Origin of the sequence: Acidocella sp. MX-AZ03, assembly GCF_027626035.1 — a bacterium.
Taxonomy (GTDB): domain Bacteria; phylum Pseudomonadota; class Alphaproteobacteria; order Acetobacterales; family Acetobacteraceae; genus Acidocella; species Acidocella facilis.
Genome location: NZ_CP110774.1, coordinates 1,790,863 through 1,816,324, shown reverse-complemented (window position 1 = coordinate 1,816,324; position 25,462 = coordinate 1,790,863). Strand labels below are relative to the sequence as shown.

Here is a 25,462-nt window from a genome sequence, read left to right as displayed (position 1 = left end):
TGCCTGATTCAGCTGCTTGGCTATGGCCAGGGGGAGAGGCCTTCGGCGAAGCTTCTGAAAATCTGTTTAACGATCGGTGCTTCGAAATCGTCAATCCGTCGGTCGCCCCGCTCAATCTGGCCCTTGCCGATAAGCTTTGGAGCTGGCTTGTAGCCATAACATAAGCCGCCAGCGGATTTGCCGGCGGCAATCCGGCCCATTTGGCCGCGGCGGGTCTTCTCCGCGAGGTCTTTAAGGAACAGCGCGTTCATCGTGCCTTTGAGGCCAATGTGCAGCTCTGTAATCTCGCCTTCGGCCAACGTGAACAGGGTAATGCCTGCGAATTTGAGTCTCTTATATAGGCCGGCGATATCCTCCTGGTCCCTGCTAAGGCGGTCGAGGGCCTCAGCCAGGATGATGTCGAAACCGCCATCACGTGCGGCAGCGACCATTGCTTGATAGCCTAGTCGGTTGGCGCTGGCACCAGATATCGCTGCGTCACGATAGACTTGCTCGAGCTCCCAGCCAGGGTTGCGTCGATCCGCGCGCGGCATAACCGGATCTGGTCTTCTATCGACGCGTCTCTTTGATTTTCACTTGAATAACGAGCGTAGACGGCGATGCGCATTGTCTTGATCTTTCATCGCATGGATTAGAGTTGGCGGGGGGATCCCGTTTGTTCAGTTTGGATTTATGAGATGGGCTATTACATGGTGGTCGCCTCTTGATGCGCTATATTAAAGAGTTCACGGGCGACCTGACGGGCAAGGCGCCGGGAAAAATCCCTTAGTTGCTCGGGCCCAACAGTTCGGGCATGAGGAATATCCTGCCCAAAAATTGCCGAACCAATTAATGGGGCAGGATCGTTTTGAAGCTCGCTAGAGCAGATCGATCTGATTGCCATCCGGTAAACATATCGGACGAACTATTAAGCAATCGCAAAACTCCTTTGCGTTGAACTCGTTTTTTTGCTGAGTGTTTACCGCCTCCATACGGGGAGAGGTCTTCAATTGAATTTTCAGGAATAATTAGGAGACCTCCTGTCGAGCATCTGTATGCGAAAACGCAGGATCTTTGCCATGGCAAAATACTTGTCAAAAAACAGGTCGAAAAACATGCAAAATCGCATGTGTAAAAACATGCTTTTTGGCATGTTTAAACGCATGTGTTTAGACATGTAAAACCACATGAATCCTCGTATTTTCAAAGATCGAGATAACAAAAATCTCTGTAAAAGTAACGAAATTGTATCATGTCGAGTTCGATCTGAAAACTGAATCAAAGTGATACAATTCCGTTACCTTTTGGAGAGTGTTTGCTTAACTAAAAGTGGAGGTAATAAACGGGCTATCAAAAAAGCATAATTTGGGACAGCCTTAAATCTGATTCTGAAAATCATACTATAACTATGTCTGCTGTCGCCGCCGTGACTTTGGAAGTTTGAAACCGGATTCTAACCATCAAAAATGGTTTTTGATCGCCAGGTTCAGTGCCCTATCCAAGACCAATAAATAGTGAAAATCCTAGACCGATTTGTTTCTCGACTTGATAAAAAGGGGACATGTTTAAAGCCCAAAAAACCATAAAAATGATGAGTAAAATGTGGCACGAAATTGGATGATTTTACCAATCTCGGGTACGCATGAGACAGCAAAAATCGTCGATAGTTCTCAAGTGTCCGTCGGTCTTATCCATTCGCTTCGAGATCTCATTAATCAAAACCCCCGCCGCATTTGTTCGGGCGACCATTTTTTCGATGTGCTTATCTATCCGTCCTTTGTGCCCGCGACGTGATCTGTACATGGTCGCCCGTTCGATTTGGGCTATGGTCGCGGCGTGGATAGATGCGGTGGACGGGGTGAGAACCAATCCTCTTGCATTATCCCAGTGACACGTTTCAATTTCAATCGTGGGAAAGTCCGATCTCAGGGCGCTTCGTTTACTGATAAATCGGAATCCAACATCGAGCAGAATGAAGAGGCCTGGCGGCAATGCAGGCGATGGCGTATTGACGTCGTCTCCTATGAAAGATCCCGGCGAGCCTTTCTTACCCTGGGAGATGTCGGGCAGATTGGGCAAGACAGAACCGGTAGCTTCGCAGATGCGCATAGATAAGGCCTGTGCTGTATGAATTGCGCCATAGGTTGTTTGGTTGGTCGGCCAACAACGAAAACGGAGGCATGTGGAGCGCGTCCTGACATGGATGTTTTTTGTAGCGGGATCGATGAATTGCAAAGTTGAGCAAAGCGCATCCACAAGTGCGAACCAGCCATCTCCAATCTCGATCGGCGGGCGTTGCGTCACGGCTGGCCTGTTGTTGTCCTCTACGCAGAACAATTGTAACCGATGTGAGCCCCCACGGGCTATGCTGTGATCTACCGTGAGGCTTCGGCGACGCGCTGTGGCATCCAGAATTCTCTGATTGCGGGGATAACGAGCGGGATGTCGTGGTAGGCGGTTTTGAGGTAGTCTTTTGTATTGATGCCGTTTGGCGGTGGGTTGATTGGCGCGCCGATCTGGTCGGCACAATAGAGCATGATCGGTAACATGAGGCCGCATTCGATACCGCGTGCCTCGCGCAGCGGCGCCCAGGCGCTCCATCGCAGCTTCATGGCATGGGCAAATCCCAGGCACCATGGTCCGGCGAATACGACGCCGGCGTCGGTGCGTTGGAAGATTGGTGCGTATGTTTGTGGCGCGGTCGAGAGGGTTTCGCTGATGGCGTTATGCCTGGCGACGATCGCCATAATGGCCTTGAGTGTTTTGCTATGCGCGGTGGCGATATTGCCCTTGGGTCCAAGCAGATCAAAGAACCATTCATCTGGGGAGATCGAGGAGGGACCAACGACAATGGCGGCGAGATAGCCGTCGAGCATCGAGACGCCATCGATGACGCGGTTCTGTTTCTCCAGCCAGGCGTCGAGCATTTCCATATCCATCGCACTGTCAGCCTGCGCGGTTCGGGTGCCAGCCTGCCTCATGCCGCAATGGCCTTTTGGGTCTGCGCCGCCTTCCAGTTCCACGGCAATAATTCGCCCAACGCATTTGCCTTCGTCGTGCCCGAGACCATCCGCTCCAGCACATCGGTGAGATAGGTCTGCGGATCGAGATCGTGCAATTTTGCCGTGTTGATGAGAGAGGCCAATATCGCCCAGCTCTCACCGCCGCCGGCGCTGCCGGCGAAGAGAGAATTTTTTCTGCCCAAGGCAATGGGCCTGATGCTGCGCTCAACGATGTTGCTGTCCACCTCCACCCGGCCATCGTTCAGGAACACGCACAGCCCGGCCCAATGACCCAGCGTGTAGCGGATCGCCTTGGCCAGCGTGGATTTGGCCGAAGTTTCCGCCAGCCTGTCGAGCAGCCAAGGCTTGAACGTCTCGAACAGCGGCAGGGTTTCCGCCTGGCGCACGGCCACGCGTGCTTCGGGGCTGGTGCCGCGGATACGCTTCTCGATGCGGTAGATTTCAGCAATGCGCAGCAACGCTTCGGCGGCGACCGGACAATCCGTTGCCTTATGCACCTCAAAAAACTTTCGCCGTGCATGTGCCAGGCAAAAAGCCAGCGTCACAGGGCCGCCGGCACGGCCGCGCCGGGTCAACCGATTATATCCGGCATAGCCGTCAACCTGCAGCACGCAAGCTTTGCCCGCGAGATGTTCCTCGACATGCTGACCTTTGCGATCCTCTGCATATAAATACACCACCGCCGGCGGCAGTGCTCCGCCCCAGGGGCGGTCATCGATCGCATAGGCCCAGATCCTTGCGATGCGCGTTCGTTTGCGGGTGCGATCCTGAACCGGCAAGGGCGTGTCATCGCAGAATAGTTTTGGCGCGCTCAAAACGATGGCGCTCAGCAATTCATGCAATGGCTTGCACCACCAAGCCAGCCGGGCGACCCAATGCACCAAAGTCGAGCGGTCGAGCATGATCCCCTGGCCGGCCAGCATCTGCGCCTGCCGGTTCAGCGGCATGTGCCAGGCGAATTTCATCACCGCCACATGCACGAGCAGCGCCGGGGTCGGCAGCCCGCCATCGACCGGTCGCGGCGGCGCCTTGGCCTGCACCACTGCCCCTTCACAAGAGCGGCAGCCATAGCGCGGCCGGTGAATGCGTTTTACGCGTAACACTGCCGGAACCACGTCGAGCATTTCGCTGACATCCTCGCCGATCACATGCAGCTTGCCCTGACAGCAAGGGCAAGCCTTGCGCTCCGGCTCGATCGTGATGTCCACCCGCGGCAGATGCACCGGCAGCCCGCCAATATTGCGCGCCGCCTTTCGCTGCGGCGGCCGGTTTGCGTTCGCCGGCGTTGGCGGTTTGGCGAGTTCCACCGGCGTGCCGGAAAGGTCATCCAAAGCGAGCGGTAACTGGGCCTCGGGCTCAACTTGTTTCTCGGATCGTGCACCAAACAAGGCCCGCTTCAAAGCCGCCACAACGGCCCGGAGGTTCTCGTTCTCCGCCCGCAGGGCTGTATTCAATGCCAGCAGATGCGCTGGATCATGCGGGGAATGTTGGTCATCCGACATGCACGCAAGCTACCAAACAGGCCCGCTGTGCCGCCAGCAAATTACAGCAATTTCTGCGAATTTTCCGCCGGGATCGAGGGCCTCACCAGCGCCGGAGAGCGTGCTGCAATCTGCGTCCAATCCATGCCAGCAAACAGCAGGCGTATCTGCGCGGGGCTCAGTGTGACGGCCCCGTCCTGCACCGGCGGCCAGGTAAATCCGCCTGCCTCCAATCGTTTGGTCACCAGGCAAAGCCCCGTGCCATCCCAAAGCAGCAGTTTAAGCCGGTCCGCGCGCTTGGCCCGGAACACGAAGACATCGCCCGCAAATGGATCGGCCGCCAAAACTTGCGCCACCAGGGCAACAAGACCATCCATGCCTTTACGAAAGTCGACCGGCTTGGACGCCACCATCACCCTTAACCCCGGCCGGGCCGGAATGCCCAGGATCATCGGGCTGGCCCGATCAGACCAAGCACCTGCCGCAAAACAGCCTGGTCAACCGCGCCTTCCACCCGGATCCGGGTACGCCCGATCTCTATCTCAATCGATCCCACGGCTTGATCCCGGGCCGAGGGCGGTCCAGCCGGTTCAGCCATAGGGCAACCAGCCACATCATCCACAATGCGCAACGGAACAAAATCCCCCGCCATCGCCAAATCATTCATCGCCTGGCGACGCCATGTCCAAAGTAAGCCCCGGCTCACCCCATAACGGCGCGCAACCTGCGTAACCACGGCACCAGGCGCAGCACTCGCGGCAAGAATCTCCGCCTTCTCCTCCCGCGTCCAATCCCGCCGCCGACGCCGCCCGGTGATCAGCTCAACACGATGGTAGCCATTGTCCTCATGACTGTGCTGATGTCTGGCTTTAGGACCGTCATTATCCACAATATCGCCCCACACAAATTCAGGGGCATACTGTCCAGTAAATCAAACCGCGCCGCGAGGTGGCGGACTCGCATCGGTTACGAACAATTTTCGATAACGTTCAAACAGAATACTACGGAGGTCCGGGCGCATGTGATTTACCCTGAGGGCAGGTGAGGGGACGTCAATCAACGGGCAGTCGTCACGACAGAAGCAGGCGGGCTGCGACAACCATCAATTGGCGGGAGGCTTGGACACGAGACAGCGCGTTGGTGCCTGAATTGGGCTTCTAGCTACCGGGAGCGTCTACACAGTCCCCGCGACGGTGATTCGGATATCATATACATACTATAGTTTATAAACTTATAGTATGTAAAGGCATATCCGTATCGGATGGATATGCGTAATTTGGTAGGACAGAATTTTGCCCGTCTTAGGCAGGAAAAGGGGCTAACCCAAGAGCAGGTCGAAGCCAGATCTGGCTTTAGCCAGCAATATTTGAGTGGGTTGGAGAACGGAAGGCGCAACCCAACCGTCATCACTTTGTATGAGCTGGCGGAGGCGCTAGGCGTCACCCCGATCGAGCTCTTGAAGCCAGACGAGCGGCGGTGACGGCTATACTTTAGGTGCGTTGATAATGGGCGGCCTCCATACTACCAGGATGAAAATCCCACGTATAGGAGGCCGCCGATCCGTAACCGATCGAGGGTGCCGCTTAGGTCGGCGCGTCTGAATCAGGTCTCTACAGCCGGGGGCTTGTATCAATTGAGCTGTATGGTTGATCGCGGTCTGAATCGACTCCCGCAGACATGCATTTACTGACTCAATCGACGTACAGAACACGCTGCCAGTGTATTCCGTTTCTGCCGTCACGATGAACCCCAGGGCGCGGGAGAGATCAAGTGCGCGCAAGAGTGCAGCTTCTGTCGCTGCCAGATGGCCTCCGGCGCTCAAACAGCCTCTCCACCAAGCCGGATCAGGTCATTTACAAGCTGCCAGGCCCAATCGAGAGCAGCGCCGTTGGTCGGATCTTCCTTGCCAAGCTCTATAAATGTCTCGGCTTTGGCGGCACGGGCTTTGGCGGCCAATTCCGGAAGGTTTCGGGGCGTGCACCTGAGATTGCATCATGCGTGGCTGTATAGGCGGGCCAGTTCGGGCTATCTTCCGGGTCGAGAGGACTGTCCATCACGGCTTGCCTGTTGGCAGCATGCTGGGCGCAGAGGCGCACAAAACTCTCAGTGTAGGTTGCGTCGTCTGGCGCTGAGGGGGCAGATGCATCGGTGCCGTCACCGTCGGGATGGTGCTCTCCTGAAGCTCGGCCTTTGGGGTAGGCGCATGAGCGGAATCGGCGGTATAGTCGTTATTAGCTTGATCCATGTGTATCTCCACTTGGGTTGAGTCAGGCTTGGTCGCGTGCGTCAACACGCGGCCAGGCCGCATGAGCCCGTAATCATCCCCCCGAAATGCCGGCAGAGTTACGAACTCACCAGGATTGTATAACATAGTTTAAATACAAAACAATAGAAAAGATTCAAAAAAGAATCCAAAAATGTATGTTATGTTTTTGGTCTATTTTATGCTATAAGATCTTTGGTGAAAACAAACTTGGATGAAGCAGATGATTACCGGTGCGCAGATCAGGGCGGGGCGGGCCTTTGCCAAAATTACGTCAGCTGAACTGGCGGATTTGGCGTGCCTGGGGCGGGTCACCGTAATTAAAGCAGAGAAGGCCGACGATGTTCCGCCGATTAATAAAGCGAACCTGAACGCCATTAAATTGGCCCTCGAAGCAGCAGGTGTCGTGTTTCAGGCGGATGGCGGCGTTAATTTTATGCCGAAATGAGCATCACGCGCCGGAATTCGGAGAAGATAACCCCTCGTAGGCGGCCCTCAGAAAAAGTTTCCTATCCTCAACACGGGGCAACCGGATTTAAACGCTCACAATCGTTTCTACGCAGAGCGAATAAGGCCGATGTGGGAAACGAATTGGGGCATTGGATATACCAGGAGGGGAAGCCGGATTGAGCCGGCAGCTCAGAGCCCACGGCGGTCGTTCCCAGCCTCGTGCCCATGACCCGATAGCCGCCGTTCCGAGAGAGAGATTGCCAAAACTCAAGACTTTCGGAAAAGCCTTCCAATCAAATGACTACCACTGCCAAGAGCTCAGCCTGACGGCGTCAAGCCGATCAATCGTCCATCCGTTTCCGGAAGCGCTTTGTCGTCACAAGATGCCCCCAAAACTCCGCCACAAGTTCCTGGTAACGTCTCGCAAGACGCCGCGTGGGTAGAACGATACGCAAATACCCTCTTTGAAGAATTCGTTCATTTGTCTGGCGCCGCTTAGCCACTATGCCGTGATAACCCAGCTCATCGGCAAGGCGCCTCACTTGACCGACAATTATTGCCGGTTCGTGATTTCCAAAATCGTTGAAATAGGCTCGAACAACAAATTTCATTGTTTTTGATCCTTAAACGGCAGGGATTATGTGAGAGGGTGGCACTGCGTTGGTAGTGAAGTGCCGATAGGCTTAGTTCGAAATTTTTGTCTCGGGTTTTCCCCCTCCCATCCAATCGGAAAGGCGCATTCTCTTTCTGCAATTACAACACTCGACGACACAATTAGATGCCTGCAAGCTGGACAATTTTCTTGCATACATAATACATTGCAGCTCTCCGCAATTTGGGCATTTTCCCCCCATCTGCAACAGAGCCATCGTTACGGGTACTTCAATGTCAGCCACGACCTCGCTCCCTCTTTCTAGACAACGAACCATCCAAGCGTTGAGAGATTGATTGTTTTCCTTTGCCAGCGTTGCCAAACGGTCCCGCAGGCTTTCGGGGAGTCTCAGAGTGAATTTAATTTCTCCAGATCCAACCTCTGGTGCCTCGCCAAAAAGTGACTCAATGAGGTCGACGCTGTAGCTCTCATGTCGTTCAAGGAATCTTTGCGCCTGATCTGGTGCACAAGGCTTTATTTCCTGCTCTGGTCCTTCTGGACCATCGTCTGAGAAGCAGTAAAGAAAGAAAGCTCCCAACCGGCTTTGATACAGATATTCTCCTTGCTCGAACCCGTACTCGTCATCCATCCAACCGCCCAGCTTAGTCGCTGTCTCGGTGTTGTAAGTTTTTCCATCGATAATACGTTTACACTTGCGGTCCACTGCCCGCCATCACTTGCCGTCATGTGATGTGTAGATAAAACAGTTGACGGCAAGTGTCAACAAGGGGCCGTTACATTGTATTCTGAGTTTGACGGATATCCGCTTTCGAGAGGTTTAATCTGTGAGCGGACTTTCCGCTTACGGCCCGACTTTGCCATGACCGGAACGTCCGGCACTAGCCTCGGCCACAAGCGGGTGATACCCAATCCTTAAGCAGGTCGCGCGTCTAATAATATAGACATGCGGAGTCGCTTACGGGTAAGACGGGCCGATAACGGACTGGCGGGTTTGGAGCAGGCACTGGCAAAAACCTGCCCCTGCCTGACTGCCCTTGTCGGGATTGTACCCACACCGCTCCACGTGCGAATAGTCAGATGTGTATGTTTATCAATGCATTGCCTTCGCTGGCTTGTCGCGTAAATCCTAAGTTGTGCGACAAAAGGTTTGCGCCCGTGCCGGTCGTTCCTTCCATAGGTCAAGGCCGATTCCGGATAGCGGACCTGGCCTGATTCAGCGAGCCGTCTTTGACGGGCCATAACCAACCGCTTCCGCCTGCGCACCATCCAAGTAGGAGCACAGTGGAACATCACCTGCCAACGGCGTCGCAGACGGAGTGATAGTGCGCCTCTCCTAGACGTGCCCGGACTCGGCCCTGGCGTGGAATGAAGGAGTGTTGGGGTAGGTCCAACAAGGCGTCGTCGTTCTGCTAAAAAAATCTATGCAGTACAAGAAATCAAATCTATGCAGATTTGAATGCCAATTCTCGACAGATCATAGAGAAGTCCCTATTTTTCCCCGCGATACTGCCTCCACCAACAAAGAGGTGCAGCGATGATAAGACATTCAAAACATTGCGAGGCTCGCATGCGCCAGCGTGGTGTGCCAGACGCCATGTTGGGGCCCTGCTTGCATGGGGGGATACGGAGGTTCCGGTCGGCAGTAGCGATGTGGCGATCACGGCCAGCCAGAGCGCGCTGCGCGAGATGGCCCATCAGGGTGTGTCGAAAGATTGGTGCCGCAAGATCGGACGCCTGGTTGCTGTGGTTACCGACGATGGCGTTGTGAGGACTTGTGCCGTCATCTGGAATTCCGGGCGCGACGGCCGCCGCTATCGCCGCCGTTTCTGAGTGAAAAACAACATGGCTGACGAAAAACAGACCGGCGGCGACCCGGTGAGCGAGACGCGCTCGGCGAACATCTATCTTGCCCGCCTCGTCAATGAGCAAATTCTGGCCTACAAAGGGGTGTTGCCACAGTACGAGCGCAACACGCTTGCGAGAAACTTGGCGGAAATCATAGGTCGCGCCAAGGCCGAAAAGAAAAATTTCAAGAAAGGAGATATTGTCATCAAAGCTGGTGTGCGTCCCGGCACGTCAGACGCTGGCGCCGTCAATGCACTTAACAGCTACTGCCTGTTGCCTGAGTATAAGAGTAAGCGGAAAGCCAAGGCTCGCCTCCATGCCCACCCGCTCAACTACCTGAAGCTGGCACTCTCGGCAGCCGAGCTTGCGGGATGGCCGAGACACAAGGCCATCATGATGCTGACTGAGGGCTCCAACGCGTTCAGCGGACGCTCGGAGATCGACATGGTGAAATTCACGCCAGCTGAAGCGGTATGGCAACTGCTGAGAGCCAAACTGGCCGTTTTGGTCGAAAGCCCAAAGTATCGGCTACGAGAATTCTTCCGTTCCGCGCAGGAACTGTCCGCTGTGCATGGATACGACTTGACCAGGAATATTACGGGGTGGCAGCAGGAGGAATTCGGGGACCGATCGACCTCTCATTGGCCTACTGTGTGCCTGACCACGATTATCCGGTCCTCCGCGTCCGCACGCTTGCTGTTTGAGGGCGCAGACAGAGAAGTGAACGGAGAAGTGATTGGCGCCGAGGAGGCCTGTCTTACCCTCGGCTGGGACCTGGCGGACAAGATTGTCGGCTACATGGAATTCTGGCCGTGCCTAGCCGTGCGCCCCCTGGCTTGGCACCCTGAAGCGCCGTGGGTCGATTTCGGGACCATCGATAAGGTCCCACATGAGGGCAGATTCGAGAAAGGCCGCTTCCGTCTGGTGGAGGGGGCGACAGTTGAAATGCCGCCTGGCACTGACGGCAATACTTGGCCGTATCGGCTACGTTCACACGCTCGCTTTGAACCTATCACGCCCGCACTGCTCGCTGAGACTTTCATCGACTGCCAAGTGTTGCAAACCGGCTGGCACAAACTGAACTCAAACCTCGACACGTCCGAAGTAATGTCGCCGGCATCGTCGCCGCTGGCATGGATGGAGGCTGAGTTGCTGGGGCGGGAAACCTTGAGTTTCGGCACGAGGGAGAAAGGCTTCCTAGAGGAATTGGAATCCAATGTCGAACGCTTCGTGTCCAGCTTCCGCGAGTGGCGCGACAAAGCAACAAGGAACGCGACTCAGGACCACCAAACGATAATGTTGAAAATGATGGCAGAGCTTGATGCGCTACGCGGATCGTCGGTGAAGAAAGAGGACTGAGAGATGGATTTGGAAAAGTTTCTAAAACTCGCTGGCCTTGGTGTCGGGGTACTGTTGGTTTGTGCCAAAACCGTCCACGAATTTGAGAAATGGATGACGGTAAGAGACGAGCGCCAACGGAAGAATAGGGGCTGCATCTGACGCCGATTGCGCCCCATGACTCGCCATTCCGCTAAGTTGCGAAGGGCCTGCCCTATTCGGTCGCCAAATCCCTGTTCTGCGAAATGGTCGCGGACACTGAAATGGCGGGTGCGCATCCAGCATCCGCTGTAGTTCGCCTCTTGTCCACGATAGCCGCCCTTCCGCAATCGGCCCTTGTGAGATAGAGGTTGTCGCATAACTTGTAAATTACGCGACAGCCCTCCCTCCTGCCGGTTTGTATGGGTTTTCTTTGTCGCGTGTCTTTGTCGCGAGTTCAAGGATTTCTGCGACAAATTACGCGACAAAGCTGATCGTGCTACCACGAGTGTATGAACTTCATTGTCATCGAGAATTGGAAGGCTACTTACACAGATCCAATTCGTCTGGCTGCTGGTGAGTCGATTTATCTCACAGGCCGCCAGGACAATTGGGATGGCCATATTTGGTTATGGGCCCGGTCTGCTAATGGTTTGGAGGGTTGGATACTAGACAGCCTGGTCTGCCAGGGGGAGGTGGGCCCTTTTGCTAAGGAAGAGTACACGGCTATCGAACTCACGTGCCAGGTGGGTCAAGTTCTCGTCGGCGAAAAAGAAACTCACGGCTGGGTATACTGCCGATCTGCAGCTGGTTCCGCAGGTTGGGTTCCACGAAAAAACTTAGCCTTGGCTGTCGCGTAATTTACAAGTTACGCGACAAGCAGCTCATATCCACATACTGAAGCAATTAGGTTATGCATCCCTTTTGGAAGGCCAGAAAGCCACCCCGAGCGCGATAAGCATCAGACCGCCAGCAAGATGGAATGTCAGCCGCATTCCGCCCGCGACCGCCATCGGAGATGCCTGTTTGAAATCGCCTGTCCCGACACCAAAGGCAAAGACAGCCCCATTGCGGACGCGCCCAGGATTAGGCCGGTGTTTCTCGAAAGGCTCAGCAGCGCGGAGATCAGACCACGCCGATCTTTTGGAATGTCCGCCATGACAGCGGTGTTATTGGCGGCCTGAAAGAGCTGATAGCCCGGCGTCAGAACTATAATGGCCAGGACATATCCAACGGCACCGAAACTTTCCGGCAGGATCGATAGCAAGAACGCTCCGGCGGCGAGCATGGTCAGACCGACACCGAGAACACGCTGCGCCCCCCAAGCGTCAACTGCCCGTCCTGAGGGGACGCCGCTGAAAATCGAGATCATCGGGCCGACCGACATGACTAAGCCGACCAGTGTCTCTCTCAAACCTAGACCAAAACCGAGATAAAACGGGCCAACCACGAGCGTCGTCATCATGATGGCAGCGACAAGAAGATTGACGAGAAGATTGGGCAACAGCGTCGTAACCCGGACCGTGCGAAGGCTGGCAGGATGCCGCTCCTCCGTCCTGCCAGCCTCATGCGGCAGCGACGCAAAGGCAAGGATCAGTGTCAGCACCGCAAGGGGAACCTGCACTAGAAAAATTCCTCGCCAGCCGGTTACAGAAACCAACAAGCCTCCGAGTGAGGGACCAAGGGCCGTTCCGAGCGCTGACACTGTGCCAAGGAGTCCCATAGCCCGCCCCATGCGCTCTTCGCTCGCGGTTTCGCGCACAAGCGCTATGGTCAAGGTCATCAGGAAGGCGGCACCAACACCCTGAAGCGCTCTTGCTCCGATCAAAGTCCAAAGACTTGGCGCGAGACCGCAGCACATCGAGGCTATGGAAAACAGTCCAAGGCCGGCAAGGTACATGCGCCTCAGCCCATAGATATCGCCAAACCGACCAACGAAAACGACCGAGGCCGTCAGGGCCGCAAGATAGGCAATGACGACCCATTGGACATGGTGGAATGGCGCGGAGAACGCATCGGTCAGCGCCGGCAAGGCAATGTTGGCAATGCTGGTTCCGAGAGACGAAAGCAGCATCGAAAGCGCCAGCGTCGCCATGATCCTGCGATTTGTCCTGTTCGGTGTGCGTGATCCTACTTGTTCCATGCCCTTGCCCCTCTTGCCTAAAACGCTGCTAGAGGGCAGTCTACGAATTCAAGTTGACTTGAGGTCAAGCATGAGATTTCTGGATATTGGCGAGGTATCCGCAAAGACCGGGATACGTCCATCAGCGCTGCGATATTACGAAGAGGTTGGGTTGATTTCCTCAATCTTCCGCCATGGCCTGCGTCGCCAGTTTCCGCCCGAAGTGCTGCTACAGATTAAACTAATCACCATGGGGAAATTAGCCGGCTTTTCGCTTGAAGAGATTTCCGGGATGTTCGGCAAGCATGGCGCACCCGACCTGCCACGCGCCGTGTTGCATGAGAAGGCCGACAGTCTCGACCGTCAAATTCGCGAACTAATCGCTCTCCGCGACACGTTGCGCCATGTCGCGGATTGTTCAGCTCCATCCCATATGGAGTGTCCGACCTTTAAACGCCTTATGGAGGTGGCAAGCCGGCGCGGTAACACTCGGGCCAAGAGGTCACTGTCTGACGGTATGCGCTCGCCAAAAGCGCCTTAAGCGACGTCGCAGATTTTAGGGTTTGCGCGACATTTGAGCTGCTGCCGGTTTGGTGGACACGAGGATAAGATCGTGACCCATGAACCGGAGGACGAATATGGCGAGACGAAAGTTTGGAGCTGAATTCAAAACCGAGGCTGTAAAGCTGGTTACGGAGCGGGGCGTATCAGTTGCTCAGGCGGCGCGTGACCTGGATCTGGCGGAGAGCGTGTTGCGGCGCTGGATGCGTGAATTGGCGGCGGCGCCTGCGACGGCGTTCCCTGGCCATGGCCAGCAACGGGCCGATCTGGCTGAGATTGCGGCCCTCAAGAAGGAGGTCGCCAAGCTCAAGGCGGAGCGTGACATCCTAAAAAAGGCCGCGGCATTCTTCGCGAGAGAGTCGACGTGAAGTTTGCCTTCATCGCGAAGCACCGGCATATCTGGCCGGTGAGCTGGCTGTGTGCGGCTCTTGAGGTGTCGCGTTCCGGCTTCCATGCCTGGCTCAAACGGCCTGCCTGTGACCGGGCTGTGTACGATGGGAAGCTGGCGTTGGCGATCGACACGAGCTTCAAGGCCAGTGACAGAACCTATGGTGCGCGCCGCGTGTGGCATGATGTGCTCGAAGAAGGCCTGGCCTGCGGCTTGCACCGGGTTGAGCGGCTGATGCGCGAGAACGGCTTCCGGGCGCGCCCGAAGCGCCGGGCCAAGCCGAAGGACGAGGGCGAGCGTGCGGTGATCGCCGATAATATCCTTGATCGGAAGTTTGCCGCCGCCCGGCCAAACCAGAAATGGCTGGCTGACTTCACCTATATCTGGACCGCCGAAGGCTGGCTGTATGTGGCCGTGGTTCTTGACCTCTTCTCCCGGCGCATCGTCGGCTGGTCGATGAAGGCGGAACGCGATGCGGCGCTGGTCATGGATGCGTTGATGATGGCCGTCTGGCGCCGCGGCAAGGCCGACGCGCTACTTCATCATTCAGATCAGGGCTCGCAATATACCAGCGAGCAATTCCAACGCTTGCTGGCTGATAATGGCATTACCTGCTCAATGAGCCGGGCCGGCAATGTCTGGGACAACTCGGCAATGGAGAGCTTCTTCTCTTCACTCAAAACCGAGCGCACGGCTGCCAAAACCTACCGCACCCGTGACCAGGCCCGGGCCGATGTGTTCGACTATATCGAGCGTTTCTATAACCCACGACGCAGGCATTCGAAATTGGGCTATCTCAGCCCCATGGAGTTCGAGGCCAAGGCCGTGCTAGCTTAACTCGCTGTCCACCAAACCGGCAGCAGCTCAATTGCTGGATGGCGAAGACGTGTTTGCCACGCGAAGCACCGTCTCCTGGTGGCCACGCCTGGAAAGCCGGCCTCGCGAACGCAAACGACCCAAAATGTCGCCATGCCACGCTATCAGCAGAAAACATTTACACCTTTGGAAGGTCTGCTTCAGAGCATCCAATTAGACCCAGGGAATGACCATAAAGGGCGCGTTGCCGCCGGTTGCTGCGCCGGCTTCATTCCTTCGATCGGGCTCTAAAGTGAGAGTTGTTGTTGATTTCCGCTGAGATCTGACCCGAACGTTGAGAGGCCCCCATATTGCTCCTGGCCGGTGCGGGACCGCGCCACCCGGTCTCTCGAGGGCGGATCTGACCGAAAGCCGATCGCCTTCCTGCAATGGCGGGGCCCGGCTTTTTTCCCCGACAGCTGCGCTGTCTCCTCGCGGGCGCTGCGCTCCAAAAAAGCCGGGCCCCGCCATCCTTCGCTGCGCTACGGCCGCACACGGTGCAGGTCGATCTGCCCCCGGTCACTGATCGCCATCGAGACCGCGATGGGCGCGGGCTCGTAACAGCAAGGAGATTTGACATGGCGACCATCGGAACTTTCAAGAAAGCCGGCAACGAAATCCAGGGCGAGATCGTGACCCTGAGCGTGCAAGCGAAGAATGTGCGCATCGTGCCGGAAGCCAACCGGGCCAATGACAATGCCCCCAGCCACCGCATCTATGTAGGCCGCGCCGATTATGCGGAGTGAGGTGTTATGCGGAGTGGCGTGTCGGAAGCCGAGCATTTCCGCGGGTTTGGCTGTGTCCGTGCTCCGCATAATTCCAGGGGTGAGAAGGTGCGGCGCCTCGCGGGTGGCGAGGCGCCGCGGGTCGGTCAGCGGGACCAGATGAGGCGGTGCTCGCCGTTCTCGCCGGCGACCAGGGTCGCGTAGACGGGGCCGTGAAGGAGGGATCGTCGAGCTTGACCGAGACGTATTCGGCGCCGGTGTCCTTGGCCTGCTTGCCCCAGCCTGCGCCCAGCTCGACGCCGTTGGCGGCGACCCGGTAGTCGGGGGAGCGCTCGCCCTCCTTGGCGACGGGGCGGATGGTCGCCTTGGTGTTGATGTTGAGGGTGCGGATCTGGCCGGTGAAGCTGCCGTCGTCGCTGCGGGTGAAGGTGCCGATCTGAGCCATTGTCGTATCTCCTGACTGTTCCTCGAAGCCGCACCACGCGGCCTCGATGGTGGTCGCTGAGGCGGCGGTTCGGCCGGCTTGCACCCGCAGGGCCGCAGCGGAGCGGAGGACGGCGGCAGCCGAGCTTCTTGCCTCGCGAGGAATGCGGCTCAGCCGCAGGGGAAGAAGGTCGGCGAAGCCGTTGCTGGCCATAGGCCGGACGACGCCAGACCCCATCAGGAGAGGCCGCTTGGCGCGGCTGCGGGCAGTCACCCCGCAAGAGAACGACGCGGATCGGCCCCACGCCCAGCGGGGTGCGCATCCCGCCAGCCCCGCTCCCCATGAGCAGCACCGCGATCTCGCCTACGACACAGGGGCGCAGCGCCGCCGATCACACCGCCGGCCTCGAACCGGCGCGCAGCAGAAAGTGGAAGCAACAAAACACGGGCAGGAGCCGAGAACTTCGGCTTGGTCAGGTCACGCCAACTCCGGCGCAACCACGACCGAAGGAAGACCCATGCCGACAGGAATTTACGAGAGACCGCCCATCGTTGCCGACCGACTTCGCTGGCTGGCGCCGCACGTCGACGGCTTCCGCCCCTGGCTGGCGAGGCGAGGATATCGCGCCGTCACCATCGTTGAGATCGTCCGGCTACTCTCGATCTGGGCCGAATGGGCCAATGCAGCCGGGTTCGATCTTACCAGTCTAGAGGCGGGCTTGGGCGCCTCGGCGACCGTGTTCCGGGGCTGCAGGACTGCAAGAGCGCCGCATGGTGCGGCGAAGCTGTTCATTGCCTGGCTTCGGGCGGGAGGCGTCCTGCCTTCCGAGACCCGCCCGCCTTCGCCCGAGGAGACCTGGCCGCTCCTGGCGTCGTATGGCCGGTGGATGCGCGAGCAGCGTGGCCTCGCCGAGTCCACGCTCGCTCTGCGCCAACCCGTCATCACCAACCTTCTGGAGGCGCTGGGCGATGATCCGGCCGCCTATACGGCTGGAGCCGTGCGCGACTTCGTACTGGAGCGAACTGCGCCGCATGGGCGCGGGCGTGCGCAGGCCGTCGCGAGCACCACGCGCTCGTTCCTGCGCTACCTCGTCGCGACGGGGCAGTGCTCGCTCGGCCTGGTCCATGCCGTCCCCGGCTTCGCGAACTGGCAGCTTGCGGCGACGCCGCGCTTCCTCCCAGGGCCGGACCTCGCGCGCGTGCTCGACGCCTGCGACGGTGAAGAACGCCTTCGTGATCGCGCGATCGTCTTGCTCCTCGCCAAGCTCGGCTTGCGGGCGAGCGAGGCGGCCCACCTCCGCTTCGCACAGATCGACTGGACCGGCGCGACGCTCACCGTGAGCGGAAAAGCGAAGCGCGAGGAGCGCCTGCCATTACCGCAGGACGTCGGTGACGCGCTCCTCGCCTACATCGAGCGCGCGCGGCCGCGGGCGGCCTCGGACCGCCTGTTCCTGACCGACATCGCGCCCGTCGTTCCTCTGAGCCGCGTGGCGATCAAGTGCCTCGTGCGGCGGGCGCTCGACCGCGCCGGCGTGGAGGGTCCGCACCGGGGCGCGCATGTGCTCCGTCACTCGGCCGCGACCGCGATGCTCGCGGGCGGCGCCAGCCTTGCCGGCGTCGGCGCGGTGTTGCGGCATCGGTCGCCATCGATGACGGCGCATTACGCCAAGGTCGACTTCGGCTTGCTCGCGGAGATCGCGCAGCCTTGGGGCGGGAGGGCGCCATGCTGAGCGCCGAGGTCGATCGCTACATCGCTCTACGCCGGACGCTCGGATACAAGCTCGTGAAAACCGAGCGCCATCTGCGCTCCTATGCTCGCCACCATGACGAGCGCTGCGACGGGTATCTCCGCGCCGCGCCGGTGCTGGCGTGGGTCACGGCTGCAGGCCGCACACGCGAGGCCCGGCGCGAACGCTACCGCGCGCTCGCGGGCTTCGCCCGCTTCCTGCACGCCGAGGATGCGCGGCACGAGTTGCCGCCGGTGGACATCTTCGCCGCCCCGAAGCGCCGGCCGATGCCCTACATCTACACGCCCGACGAGATCGCCCGCATCCTTGAAGAGGCCGGTCGGCTCCGCCGACAGCAGCCGAATCCGCTAAGGCGCGAGCTTTACGGGACGCTGTTCGGGCTGATCGCCGCGACCGGCCTGCGTATCTCGGAGGTGCTCGCGCTGCGGATGGAAGACCTGCGGCCGGACGGTGTGCTGCACATCCGTGCGACCAAGTTCGGCAAGAGCCGGCTCGTTCCGCTGCACGCTACCGTCGTCGCCGCACTGGAACGATACCTCGCCACGCGCAAGCGCGTAGCCGGAAGCTGCGAATACCTCTTCCCGTCCGTCGAGCTCCGACAGCTCTGTCCCTCGACGGTGAACTATACGTTCCGGATCCTGCTAAAGCAGGCGAACATCGCGCCAGGGCGTGCCCGCCGACCCCGCATCCACGATCTGCGCCATACCTTCGCGACGCGGGCCCTCGAGCGATGCGGCGGGAGCCGTGGCGAGGTGGCCCGTCACTTCGTCGCGCTCTCGACCTATCTCGGGCACGCCGATATCCGGCACACCTACTGGTATCTGCAAGCCACGCCCGAAATGATGACCGACATCGCCGCCGCAGCGGAGATGCTGGTCGGGAGCGCGGTCGCATGACCCCGCTCGCCCCTATCGTGACGCGCTTCCTGCGCGAGTACATGCCGAATCAACGCGGCTGTAGCCCCGAGACCTGCGACACCTACGCGGTGAGCTTGAAGCTGTTGCTGGTGTATGCGGCGGACAGGCTCGGCACGCGGCCATCCAGGTTGTTCATCGAGCAACTCGACGCATCGCTCATCGTCGACTTCCTGGCCCATATCGAGCGCGAGCGCCGGAACAGTGCCGCCACGCGCAACGTGCGCCTGGCTGCGGTCCGCGCGTTGATGCGCTACGTCGAGCACCAAGTGCCCTCGGCGATGGCCCAGGTGGCCCAGATCGACGCCATCCCGGTGAAGCGGCACGAGCAGAAGCTCGTTCGACACCTCAGCATGGACGAGATGCGCGCGATCCTGAACGCGCCAGACCCCACGGCACGCTCGGGCTTGCGCGACCGGGCGATGCTGCACCTGTGCTTCACCGGAGCCTTGCGCGTCTCCGAACTGGTCGGCGTTCTCCTGGAGAACGTCTCACTCGGCCGCACGCCGAGCGTGATGGTCCGGGGCAAGGGGCGACGCGAGCGCTGCCTCCCGCTTTGGAAGGAGACCGCGCAGGACTTGCGAGCCTGGCTCGCGGTCCGAGGCGACGTTCGTGCGCCGGAGCTGTTCGTCAACGCCGAGGGCACGGCCATGACGCGCGCCGGCTTCGAATACGTGCTCGACCAACACGTCCGGCGAGCGGGCGAGAGCTGTGCAACGCTTCGCGCGCGGTCGATCTCGCCGCACCAGCTTCGGCACAGCTGCGCGGTGATCATGCTCCAGGCCACGCGCGACATCCGCAAGGTCGCGCTCTGGCTCGGCCATGCCGACGTCCGCACGACCGAGGTCTACCTCCGAATGGATCCTAGCGAGAAGCTGGAGGCGGTCGAAGCGGTCGTTCCACCCGGCCTGCGCCGAGGCCGGTTCAGGGCGCCCGATGCGCTGATCGCGTCGCTGTCCGAAGGCGCCTCAGGCCGATGAACAGCATCCCCCTTGCCCGCCATCCGCCTGGATGGGCGGGCAAGGGACGGTGCCGAAGGAGCAGAAGACGCAGCAATCGCCGGCGTTCGGCTTCAGGAGCGCGCCACAGCCCTTGCAGTCGTAGAAGTACTGGCAGGCGTTCGTCGGCATCGTCTCGAGGGCCTGAAATCCGCACTGCGGGCAGGTGATCATCGACTCCAGGATCATAGGCAGTTCAAGCATAGAGGTAGCCGATGGTCAGCAGGCCAAGGCCGGCGATGAGAGCGACGAGGGTCATTCCGCGCACCGCGGGCTTGGAGCAGACTGCGCCGGTCGCGTCGGGAACAGTCGGACGGCGTCGCCACAGCAACACCCCACCCGCCAGCAGGCAGACCGCGCCCAGGACGAGCAGCAAGGGCCGGTGCGGTGCGGCGATCGTGGCGATACCGACCAGCCAAGCCGAGCTGAGCCCCAGCGTCGCCAGCAGGAACGGCAGACCGCAGCACGAGGCGACACCAAAGGCGGCCGCGACCCCGCTCAAGGTCAGCACGGTCGCGCCCGTGTCGCGAACGGAACGTGTAACCGTTCTTGGTTGCGTGGGCTCTGGCGGCATACGTCGATCTCCTTGCGTGGGCGTCGGCTGCACCCTAGCGTCTGTAGTGACTACAGACTCAAGCCCCTATCGTGGAGCGACCGCGATGCAACACGACATGCCGATCGGCGCGTTCTCGGCCCGAACCGGCTGCGCGATCGAGACAATCCGGTTCTACGAGAAGATCGGCATCCTGCCGAAGCCCCGCCGGCGAGGCCGCTATCGGCTCTACGAGGCTGATGACGTCGCGCGACTGGTGTTCGTTCGCCGCGCTCGCGAGCTCGGATTTACGCTGGATGAAGTGCGGGCGCTGTTGCGCCTGTCGGGCCTCGGCGCAGACGCCTGCGGTGAAGTGCGTGAGCTCGCTGCCTCGCACTTGAAGGACGTTCGTAAGCGGATCGCAGACCTGCGCGCGATGGAACGCGCGCTGATCGATGCGGTGAGACGTTGCGATGCTGGAGCCGATGCCGCCTGCCCGCTGATCGAGACACTCTCAGCGGTGTGATCGGCGGCGCTGCGCCCCTGTGTCGTAGGCGAGATCGCGGTGCTGCTCATGGGGAGCGGGGCTGGCGGGATGCGCACCCCGCTGGGCGTGGGGCCGATCCGCGTCGTTCTCTTGCGGGGTGACTGCCCGCAGCCGCGCCAAGCGGCCTCTCCTGATGGGGGTCTGGCGTCGTCCGGCCTATGGCCAGCAACGGCTTCGCCGACCTTCTTCCCCTGCGGCTGAGCCGCATTCCTCGCGAGGCAAGAAGCTCGGCTGCCGCCGTCCTCCGCTCCGCTGCGGCCCTGCGGGTGCAAGCCGGCCGAACCGCCGCCTCAGCGACCACCATCGAGGCCGCGTGGTGCGGCTTCGAGGAACAGTCAGGAGATACGACAATGGCTCAGATCGGCACCTTCACCCGCAGCGACGACGGCAGCTTCACCGGCCAGATCCGCACCCTCAACATCAACACCAAGGCGACCATCCGCCCCGTCGCCAAGGAGGGCGAGCGCTCCCCCGACTACCGGGTCGCCGCCAACGGCGTCGAGCTGGGCGCAGGCTGGGGCAAGCAGGCCAAGGACACCGGCGCCGAATACGTCTCGGTCAAGCTCGACGATCCCTCCTTCACGGCCCCCGTCTACGCGACCCTGGTCGCCGGCGAGAACGGCGAGCACCGCCTCATCTGGTCCCGCTGACCGACCCGCGGCGCCTCACCACCCGCGAGGCGCCGCACCTTCTCACCCCTGGAATTATGCGGAGCACGGACACAGCCAAACCCGCGGAAATGCTCGGCTTCCGACACGCCACTCCGCATAACACCTCACTCCGCATAATCCGCCTTATGTGGCGCACTGCATAAGGCTGAGATCGGAGCCGGGTGGACGAAGCGCTCCAACGAGGGGCGGTATTATATCTCGGTCAAGCTGGATGACCCCAGCTTCAGCGCGCCGATCTACGCCAATCTGTTCGATGATGAGGGCGGTGACGGCTACAGCCTGATCTGGTCTCGCAGCCGCAAGCCCAGCGGCGATTAAATCCCGCAGCAAACCCCGCCCGGCGATGCCGGGCGGGGAGCGTTCGTGCGTAAAAGGGGAGGGGGCGTGAGTTCCGTGGTCCGGGGCATGGTGAGGCTACGCGCAGCCTCCTTCGCCGCTTTTTGGGAAAAAGCGGCACCAAAAACTTCTGATTTATAAGAGCTTTTCGAACATGCGGTGCCGATACGCTTGCCTGGCGGAGGCTTTCCGGTTTCGGTACCTTTGGCCTACCTGGCCAGAAGTACATCAACAACAGGAACGTCATCATGAAAATCACCGTCGAGATTGACTGCACGCCTGATGAGGCTAGGCGATTTGCCGGCCTGCCGGATGTCGTCCCGATGCAGCAGGCTATTATCGAGAAACTCCAGCAGCGCATGGAGGCTGCCATCGACGCCACTACACCCGAGGCGCTCCTGCGGGCATGGATGCCGATGGCACCCGATCAGATGCAGCAGGCATTCGCTAAGCTGTTTGGCGCTTTTGGGGGACCGAGGTCAGGCGATGGAGGATGACGCCGCTTGGAGAGGCGTCTGTCAGAAAGCGGTTCAGCGGCCGGAGGGGGCAAAATGGACTGGCTGGGAGTAAGGTGCGCCGGTGTCGCCCCGGGATCGCAGCAGAAGCTCATCGTTCCATTGATGTTCCGACCAATCTGTCTTTCAATGCGGCCGTGAGCAAAAACCGTGAGTATGGCCGTGCGCTTCGCGGCGGTCAGCTGCCGTCTCGAAGAGGTACAAATGCGTGACACAGGATTGTGAGATTTCTGCCTTCGTCGACGTGATGTTGAAGCTGTTGCTCCGGCAGCCAATCATTGCGCCAGATGCGGATGCTGGGATAGATATTCTCGTGGCCAAAGCTGGGAGTTGCATAACACTTAACGACTGGCGGGCAGTGGTTGCTTCCGCATTAGCGGTAGGATACATCCATGAGCCGGTCATACTTTCGCATGGCGCGCTTCATTGCCACTGGCGCCTCGAACTGACGCCATTCGGGATCGAGGCGGCGGCACGGCTACTATAAGGTCGGCAGGGCTGCGCCCCTGTTCGCCGTTCATCGACCCTTGCCGGCGCGTCGGAAGCGGACATCGTCACGGACGGGCCCGCTGCGTTTAGATATCAGGTCGATCGGCAGCGAAAGCGACATCATGCTGACCTTCGATAGACAACAGTCGAGCGGCCAGTGCTTTCGAAATGGATTGATAAGCTGTGCTTCCCAAAGCAAGCCGCAGCTCTGCTTTCTCGCGGTCAGCTGCTGAAATGATGGCCGCGACGGTTCGGGCCGCATCGCCCTTCAGGACGAAGCTGCCAGTCTGGATTGCGCGCCGAACCTCGCCGGCCGGGGTATCGTCATATATCGCCATCCTTTCAGCGTGGACCAAGCCCTCCCGAAATCCGGTTGCCGTTGGGCCCGGTTCGGCCATCACGAAATCAATGCCGAAGGGCGCCACCTCCTGAGCGACCGCTTCGATGAAGCCCTCGATTCCCCATTTGCTGGCGTGATAAAGACTAAAATTCGGGTAAGCGATTTGCCCGCCTTCCGATGAGATCTGAACAATGCGTCCGCCGCCTTGCGCCCGCAGATACGGCAAGGCGGCGCGGATGAGCTGTATGCTGCCGATCAGATTGGTGGCGATCTGCTGATCGATTTGAGCATCTGAGAGTTCCTCGGCCGCGCCGACGAGACCATAGCCGGCATTGCTGACCACGACATCGATGCGCCCAAGCGCCGCGAACGCCGCATCCAGCGCCACGCGAATGCTTTTGACGTCGGTCAGTTCAAGCTTCAGCACATGGAGATTGTCCCCATATTTCCGCTTCAAATCCGCGAGCGCGCCGTCACGACGCGAGGTTCCCGCGACAATATCGCCGCGCGCGAGAAGCTGCTGGGCCATCTCCCGTCCGAGGCCGGAGGAGGCCCCGGAAATAAACCAGGTCTTTGTCATGGACTCTACCTTTCGCAATTCGTCCGGTTCCATCTAGACGCGGCCGATTGGTGGTATAAGATCTTATAATTTGACTAACATAGTGTGGATTTTGCACCAATGACGAGACCAACTCTCAATGAGCTGGAAGCTTTCGCAGCCGTGGCCCGCCATCTGAGCTTTCAAAAAGCGGCCGATGCGTTGGGCCTCTCACGTTCCGCGCTCAGTCACACGGTAATCGGCCTCGAGAGGCGCCTCGGGGTCCGCCTGCTCAACCGGACGACACGCAGCGTCGCGCCAACCGATGCCGGCTTGCGGTTGCTCGAGCGTCTGACGCCGATATTGAGAGGCTTGGATGCCGCCCTCGACGGGCTGGCCGAAGCGCGCGGCGAGCCGAGCGGCTTGTTGAGGATCAACGCCAATAAACGGGCCGCACAGCTTCTCCTCGGCGCTGTCGTCCCCCGTTTCTTGGCCCGCCATCCCGGGTGGAATTGGACCTCGTTTCGGAGGGACGCCTTGTGGATATTGTCGCGGAGAATTTTGATGCGGGGGTGCGGCTTTACGACGCGGTGCCCGCGGACATGATTGCAGTCCGCTTTGGCGGTGATGTTCGTTTCATCGCAACCGCCTCCACGGACTATCTGCAAGGGCGCCTGCCGGTGACGACGCCGGATGATCTCACCCATCACACCTGCATCCGCCAGAGACTCCCCAGTGGAAAGCGTTATCGCTGGGAATTCAGCCGGCTCGGCGAGGAATTCGTACTCGACCCGCCGGGCGCTCTGACGCTGGACGATAATGATCTCCTGGTTCAGGCGGCAATGGCCGGACTTGGTATTGCCTATGTGCCAGAATCATTTGCCCATGCAGGGTTGGCTTCCGGCCGGCTGGTCCGGCTCCTGCCGGACTGGTGCCCGCCATCGCTCGGGTTGGCGCTGTATTATCCGGGAAACCGCTATATTCCGGCGACGCTTCGGGCATTTATCGACCTTCTGAAGGATGAACCCAATGGTGCAGACCTTGCCGGCAAATAAGGGAGACATATCCGCTCTCTTGGTAGCTCATTGCCAATGCGGACCAGCCGCTTATGGCCCTTTTGCCCAAAATATTAGACGGATGATATGCCGCCGAATGGCCTGGAGGGGGGGGGAAGGCGGCATAGCAGCTTCCGAATCCAGATCTGCAAAAGCTGACATCAGCTGCGGGGACTTTGGAACACGTGGATCGTGGTTTATCTTTATGAGACGAAGGCAATGCGCTGTTACGCGGGTTTGGTGTAAATATCTGAACGAAGCACTTCCATAAATCGCCACGGATTGCCGATTTCAGTAAACCCGAATTGGGCGTAGAGGGCATGGGCATCTGACGTCAGAAGCAACAACCTGCGAAGACCTTTCAAGTCCGCATGTTCCATTACCTCACGCATCAACCATTTGGACAAACCTTTTCCGCGATGGCCCTCTAAAACGAACACGTCTGCGACGAGAGCAAATGTAGCCTTATCGGTTACAATCCGTGCAAAGCCTACCTGGGAACCTTCCGAATAAACACCAAAGCAAAGCGAGTTTTTTATCGCTTTCTCCACGACATCTCGGGGATTCCCGGGGACCAATAGGATTTTTCAGTCAAAAATCGATATACGACCTCAATGTCGATTTTGGCTGGCTCGGAAGAAATCTCATAACCTGGTACGCTCATGAAGCCGCATCTCATAATTCAGGGTTGATAGAGCCCCTCCAGTGTTGCCGATCGAGCTGGTCAACGCAAT

29 protein-coding genes and 2 pseudogenes are annotated in these 25,462 nt (G+C 59.2%); 17 read left to right on the top strand and 14 right to left on the bottom strand.

Annotated features, from left to right (window positions below):
• Positions 1 to 20: 20 nt before the first annotated feature.
• The 6 genes from GT370_RS10180 to tnpA all read right to left on the bottom strand — a co-directional run bounded on the left by GT370_RS10180 (position 21) and on the right by tnpA (position 5,372).
• The gene (locus GT370_RS10180) at positions 21 to 533 is read right to left on the bottom strand and encodes a recombinase family protein (RefSeq protein ID WP_270184314.1); all 513 of its coding nucleotides are present in this window, start codon (positions 531 to 533) and stop codon (positions 21 to 23) included.
• A 1,069-nt stretch (positions 534 to 1,602) separates the two neighbouring features.
• Entirely contained in the window at positions 1,603 to 2,283 is a 681-nt protein-coding gene (locus GT370_RS10175) for a hypothetical protein (RefSeq protein WP_144052858.1), read from the bottom strand.
• Between the two features lie 71 nt (positions 2,284 to 2,354).
• The gene (locus GT370_RS10170; RefSeq protein WP_144052887.1) at positions 2,355 to 3,002 is read right to left on the bottom strand and encodes a UPF0149 family protein; all 648 of its coding nucleotides are present in this window, start codon (positions 3,000 to 3,002) and stop codon (positions 2,355 to 2,357) included.
• Positions 2,957 to 4,504, bottom strand: coding sequence for an IS66 family transposase (tnpC, locus tag GT370_RS10165; RefSeq protein WP_008495811.1), 1,548 nt, complete (start codon positions 4,502 to 4,504; stop codon positions 2,957 to 2,959). Before tnpC ends, GT370_RS10170 begins: the two co-directional genes overlap by 46 nt.
• Before the next feature lie 41 nt (positions 4,505 to 4,545).
• The gene (gene tnpB / locus GT370_RS10160; protein ID WP_144052888.1) at positions 4,546 to 4,935 is read right to left on the bottom strand and encodes an IS66 family insertion sequence element accessory protein TnpB; all 390 of its coding nucleotides are present in this window, start codon (positions 4,933 to 4,935) and stop codon (positions 4,546 to 4,548) included.
• Positions 4,932 to 5,372: an IS66-like element accessory protein TnpA gene (gene tnpA / locus GT370_RS10155; protein ID WP_083878915.1), complete on the bottom strand. Its 441-nt coding sequence runs from the start codon at positions 5,370 to 5,372 to the stop codon at positions 4,932 to 4,934. The genes tnpB and tnpA overlap by 4 nt, the downstream gene beginning before the upstream one ends.
• Positions 5,373 to 5,744: 372 nt before the next feature.
• On the opposite strand from tnpA, the gene GT370_RS10150 reads away from it, so the two are divergent.
• Both GT370_RS10150 and GT370_RS10145 read left to right on the top strand, forming a co-directional pair.
• Positions 5,745 to 5,963, top strand: a complete 219-nt coding sequence (locus GT370_RS10150; protein ID WP_008495657.1) for a helix-turn-helix domain-containing protein — start codon at positions 5,745 to 5,747, stop codon at positions 5,961 to 5,963.
• A gap of 997 nt (positions 5,964 to 6,960) precedes the next feature.
• Positions 6,961 to 7,194: a hypothetical protein gene (locus GT370_RS10145; RefSeq protein WP_008495655.1), complete on the top strand. Its 234-nt coding sequence runs from the start codon at positions 6,961 to 6,963 to the stop codon at positions 7,192 to 7,194.
• Positions 7,195 to 7,537: 343 nt separating this feature from the next.
• Here the strand turns inward: GT370_RS10145 and GT370_RS10140 are convergent, their stop codons facing one another.
• The gene (locus tag GT370_RS10140; RefSeq protein WP_144052856.1) at positions 7,538 to 7,807 is read right to left on the bottom strand and encodes a hypothetical protein; all 270 of its coding nucleotides are present in this window, start codon (positions 7,805 to 7,807) and stop codon (positions 7,538 to 7,540) included.
• A gap of 72 nt (positions 7,808 to 7,879) precedes the next feature.
• Positions 7,880 to 8,437, bottom strand: a complete 558-nt coding sequence (locus tag GT370_RS10135; RefSeq protein ID WP_083878860.1) for a toxin-antitoxin system HicB family antitoxin — start codon at positions 8,435 to 8,437, stop codon at positions 7,880 to 7,882.
• Between the two features lie 1,022 nt (positions 8,438 to 9,459).
• On the opposite strand from GT370_RS10135, the gene GT370_RS10130 reads away from it, so the two are divergent.
• From GT370_RS10130 to GT370_RS21410, 3 genes are all read left to right on the top strand, one after another.
• Positions 9,460 to 9,639: a hypothetical protein gene (locus tag GT370_RS10130; protein ID WP_270184313.1), complete on the top strand. Its 180-nt coding sequence runs from the start codon at positions 9,460 to 9,462 to the stop codon at positions 9,637 to 9,639.
• 12 nt (positions 9,640 to 9,651) lie between these two features.
• The gene (locus tag GT370_RS10125; RefSeq protein ID WP_008495653.1) at positions 9,652 to 11,013 is read left to right on the top strand and encodes a hypothetical protein; all 1,362 of its coding nucleotides are present in this window, start codon (positions 9,652 to 9,654) and stop codon (positions 11,011 to 11,013) included.
• 470 nt (positions 11,014 to 11,483) lie between these two features.
• Complete coding sequence (locus tag GT370_RS21410) at positions 11,484 to 11,831, top strand: SH3 domain-containing protein (RefSeq protein ID WP_008495651.1); 348 nt, start codon at positions 11,484 to 11,486, stop codon at positions 11,829 to 11,831.
• Positions 11,832 to 11,956: 125 nt separating this feature from the next.
• Here the strand turns inward: GT370_RS21410 and GT370_RS10120 are convergent, their stop codons facing one another.
• Entirely contained in the window at positions 11,957 to 13,066 is a 1,110-nt protein-coding gene (locus GT370_RS10120) for an MFS transporter (protein ID WP_270184312.1), read from the bottom strand.
• Between the two features lie 118 nt (positions 13,067 to 13,184).
• On the opposite strand from GT370_RS10120, the gene GT370_RS10115 reads away from it, so the two are divergent.
• The 3 genes and pseudogenes from GT370_RS10115 to GT370_RS10105 form a co-directional block, all read left to right on the top strand.
• On the top strand, positions 13,185 to 13,634 hold the full coding sequence (locus GT370_RS10115; protein ID WP_039885715.1) for a helix-turn-helix domain-containing protein: 450 nt from the start codon (positions 13,185 to 13,187) through the stop codon (positions 13,632 to 13,634).
• A 97-nt stretch (positions 13,635 to 13,731) separates the two neighbouring features.
• Positions 13,732 to 14,879, top strand: a protein-coding gene (locus GT370_RS10110; RefSeq protein WP_270183331.1) for an IS3 family transposase whose coding sequence is annotated in 2 segments (ribosomal slippage) — positions 13,732 to 13,981 and positions 13,981 to 14,879 — 1,149 coding nt in all. Because the reading frame shifts where the segments join, the coding sequence is not laid out codon by codon here.
• Between the two features lie 596 nt (positions 14,880 to 15,475).
• A pseudogene (locus tag GT370_RS10105) lies at positions 15,476 to 15,631 on the top strand (DUF736 family protein); the annotation flags it as partial.
• Between the two features lie 16 nt (positions 15,632 to 15,647).
• Here GT370_RS10105 and GT370_RS21405 read toward each other — a convergent pair.
• The gene (locus GT370_RS21405) at positions 15,648 to 16,259 is read right to left on the bottom strand and encodes a DUF736 domain-containing protein (RefSeq protein WP_442865518.1); all 612 of its coding nucleotides are present in this window, start codon (positions 16,257 to 16,259) and stop codon (positions 15,648 to 15,650) included.
• Positions 16,260 to 16,563: 304 nt separating this feature from the next.
• Here GT370_RS21405 and GT370_RS10095 point away from each other — a divergent pair, with 304 nt between their 5' ends.
• From GT370_RS10095 to GT370_RS10085, 3 genes are read left to right on the top strand one after another with little or no spacing between them, the layout of a single operon-like run.
• Entirely contained in the window at positions 16,564 to 17,775 is a 1,212-nt protein-coding gene (locus tag GT370_RS10095; RefSeq protein ID WP_008495648.1) for a tyrosine-type recombinase/integrase, read from the top strand.
• Positions 17,769 to 18,689: a tyrosine-type recombinase/integrase gene (locus tag GT370_RS10090; RefSeq protein WP_039885714.1), complete on the top strand. Its 921-nt coding sequence runs from the start codon at positions 17,769 to 17,771 to the stop codon at positions 18,687 to 18,689. Before GT370_RS10095 ends, GT370_RS10090 begins: the two co-directional genes overlap by 7 nt.
• On the top strand, positions 18,686 to 19,687 hold the full coding sequence (locus GT370_RS10085) for a tyrosine-type recombinase/integrase (RefSeq protein WP_008495646.1): 1,002 nt from the start codon (positions 18,686 to 18,688) through the stop codon (positions 19,685 to 19,687). The genes GT370_RS10090 and GT370_RS10085 overlap by 4 nt, the downstream gene beginning before the upstream one ends.
• Here the strand turns inward: GT370_RS10085 and GT370_RS10080 are convergent.
• Positions 19,676 to 19,909 (bottom strand): GDCCVxC domain-containing (seleno)protein, encoded by a 234-nt coding sequence (locus tag GT370_RS10080; protein WP_008495645.1) that lies wholly within the window; start codon positions 19,907 to 19,909, stop codon positions 19,676 to 19,678. The two genes, GT370_RS10085 and GT370_RS10080, sit on opposite strands and share 12 nt — an antisense overlap.
• A complete protein-coding gene (locus GT370_RS10075; protein WP_039885703.1) occupies positions 19,902 to 20,216 on the bottom strand; it encodes a mercuric transporter MerT family protein in 315 nt (104 codons plus the stop codon). Before GT370_RS10075 ends, GT370_RS10080 begins: the two co-directional genes overlap by 8 nt.
• Positions 20,217 to 20,364: 148 nt before the next feature.
• Between GT370_RS10075 and GT370_RS10070 the strand changes: the two genes are divergently transcribed.
• From GT370_RS10070 to GT370_RS10055, 4 genes and pseudogenes are all read left to right on the top strand, one after another.
• Positions 20,365 to 20,763 carry a MerR family transcriptional regulator gene (locus GT370_RS10070; RefSeq protein ID WP_008495643.1) on the top strand — a complete coding sequence of 133 codons (399 nt, stop codon included), beginning with the start codon at positions 20,365 to 20,367 and terminating at the stop codon, positions 20,761 to 20,763.
• A 179-nt stretch (positions 20,764 to 20,942) separates the two neighbouring features.
• Complete coding sequence (locus GT370_RS21400; protein ID WP_442865517.1) at positions 20,943 to 21,434, top strand: DUF736 domain-containing protein; 492 nt, start codon at positions 20,943 to 20,945, stop codon at positions 21,432 to 21,434.
• 162 nt (positions 21,435 to 21,596) lie between these two features.
• Positions 21,597 to 21,773: pseudogene (locus GT370_RS10060) on the top strand (DUF736 domain-containing protein); the annotation flags it as partial.
• A gap of 266 nt (positions 21,774 to 22,039) precedes the next feature.
• Positions 22,040 to 22,288 carry a DUF6489 family protein gene (locus GT370_RS10055; protein ID WP_008495640.1) on the top strand — a complete coding sequence of 83 codons (249 nt, stop codon included), beginning with the start codon at positions 22,040 to 22,042 and terminating at the stop codon, positions 22,286 to 22,288.
• Between the two features lie 593 nt (positions 22,289 to 22,881).
• Here GT370_RS10055 and GT370_RS10050 read toward each other — a convergent pair.
• Positions 22,882 to 23,715 (bottom strand): SDR family oxidoreductase, encoded by an 834-nt coding sequence (locus GT370_RS10050; RefSeq protein ID WP_008495638.1) that lies wholly within the window; start codon positions 23,713 to 23,715, stop codon positions 22,882 to 22,884.
• Positions 23,716 to 23,814: 99 nt separating this feature from the next.
• On the opposite strand from GT370_RS10050, the gene GT370_RS20850 reads away from it, so the two are divergent.
• Both GT370_RS20850 and GT370_RS20845 read left to right on the top strand, forming a co-directional pair.
• A complete protein-coding gene (locus GT370_RS20850) occupies positions 23,815 to 24,279 on the top strand; it encodes a LysR family transcriptional regulator (RefSeq protein ID WP_333490052.1) in 465 nt (154 codons plus the stop codon).
• Positions 24,213 to 24,728 carry a LysR substrate-binding domain-containing protein gene (locus tag GT370_RS20845; RefSeq protein ID WP_333490051.1) on the top strand — a complete coding sequence of 172 codons (516 nt, stop codon included), beginning with the start codon at positions 24,213 to 24,215 and terminating at the stop codon, positions 24,726 to 24,728. Before GT370_RS20850 ends, GT370_RS20845 begins: the two co-directional genes overlap by 67 nt.
• Positions 24,729 to 24,955: 227 nt before the next feature.
• On the opposite strand, the gene GT370_RS10040 is transcribed toward GT370_RS20845, so the two are convergent.
• Positions 24,956 to 25,279, bottom strand: a complete 324-nt coding sequence (locus GT370_RS10040) for a GNAT family N-acetyltransferase (protein ID WP_270184311.1) — start codon at positions 25,277 to 25,279, stop codon at positions 24,956 to 24,958.
• Positions 25,280 to 25,462 lie beyond the last annotated feature (183 nt).

Coding starts and splice junctions, on each gene's coding strand:
- GT370_RS10120 (WP_270184312.1), bottom strand. CDS start 13,066: ATGGCGACGCTGGCGCTTTCGATGCTGCTTTCGTCTCTCGGAACCAGC.
- GT370_RS10145 (WP_008495655.1), top strand. CDS start 6,961: ATGAAGCAGATGATTACCGGTGCGCAGATCAGGGCGGGGCGGGCCTTT.
- GT370_RS20850 (WP_333490052.1), top strand. CDS start 23,815: ATGACGAGACCAACTCTCAATGAGCTGGAAGCTTTCGCAGCCGTGGCC.
- tnpB (WP_144052888.1), bottom strand. CDS start 4,935: ATGATCCTGGGCATTCCGGCCCGGCCGGGGTTAAGGGTGATGGTGGCG.
- tnpC (WP_008495811.1), bottom strand. CDS start 4,504: ATGTCGGATGACCAACATTCCCCGCATGATCCAGCGCATCTGCTGGCA.
- GT370_RS10050 (WP_008495638.1), bottom strand. CDS start 23,715: ATGACAAAGACCTGGTTTATTTCCGGGGCCTCCTCCGGCCTCGGACGG.
- GT370_RS10125 (WP_008495653.1), top strand. CDS start 9,652: ATGGCTGACGAAAAACAGACCGGCGGCGACCCGGTGAGCGAGACGCGC.
- GT370_RS10095 (WP_008495648.1), top strand. CDS start 16,564: ATGCCGACAGGAATTTACGAGAGACCGCCCATCGTTGCCGACCGACTT.
- GT370_RS21405 (WP_442865518.1), bottom strand. CDS start 16,259: ATGGCCAGCAACGGCTTCGCCGACCTTCTTCCCCTGCGGCTGAGCCGC.
- GT370_RS10055 (WP_008495640.1), top strand. CDS start 22,040: ATGAAAATCACCGTCGAGATTGACTGCACGCCTGATGAGGCTAGGCGA.
- GT370_RS10135 (WP_083878860.1), bottom strand. CDS start 8,437: ATGGATGACGAGTACGGGTTCGAGCAAGGAGAATATCTGTATCAAAGC.
- GT370_RS10150 (WP_008495657.1), top strand. CDS start 5,745: ATGGATATGCGTAATTTGGTAGGACAGAATTTTGCCCGTCTTAGGCAG.
- GT370_RS10090 (WP_039885714.1), top strand. CDS start 17,769: ATGCTGAGCGCCGAGGTCGATCGCTACATCGCTCTACGCCGGACGCTC.
- GT370_RS10180 (WP_270184314.1), bottom strand. CDS start 533: ATGCCGCGCGCGGATCGACGCAACCCTGGCTGGGAGCTCGAGCAAGTC.
- GT370_RS10115 (WP_039885715.1), top strand. CDS start 13,185: ATGAGATTTCTGGATATTGGCGAGGTATCCGCAAAGACCGGGATACGT.
- GT370_RS10140 (WP_144052856.1), bottom strand. CDS start 7,807: ATGAAATTTGTTGTTCGAGCCTATTTCAACGATTTTGGAAATCACGAA.
- GT370_RS10085 (WP_008495646.1), top strand. CDS start 18,686: ATGACCCCGCTCGCCCCTATCGTGACGCGCTTCCTGCGCGAGTACATG.
- GT370_RS10070 (WP_008495643.1), top strand. CDS start 20,365: ATGCAACACGACATGCCGATCGGCGCGTTCTCGGCCCGAACCGGCTGC.
- GT370_RS10080 (WP_008495645.1), bottom strand. CDS start 19,909: ATGCTTGAACTGCCTATGATCCTGGAGTCGATGATCACCTGCCCGCAG.
- GT370_RS21410 (WP_008495651.1), top strand. CDS start 11,484: ATGAACTTCATTGTCATCGAGAATTGGAAGGCTACTTACACAGATCCA.
- GT370_RS21400 (WP_442865517.1), top strand. CDS start 20,943: ATGGCCAGCAACGGCTTCGCCGACCTTCTTCCCCTGCGGCTGAGCCGC.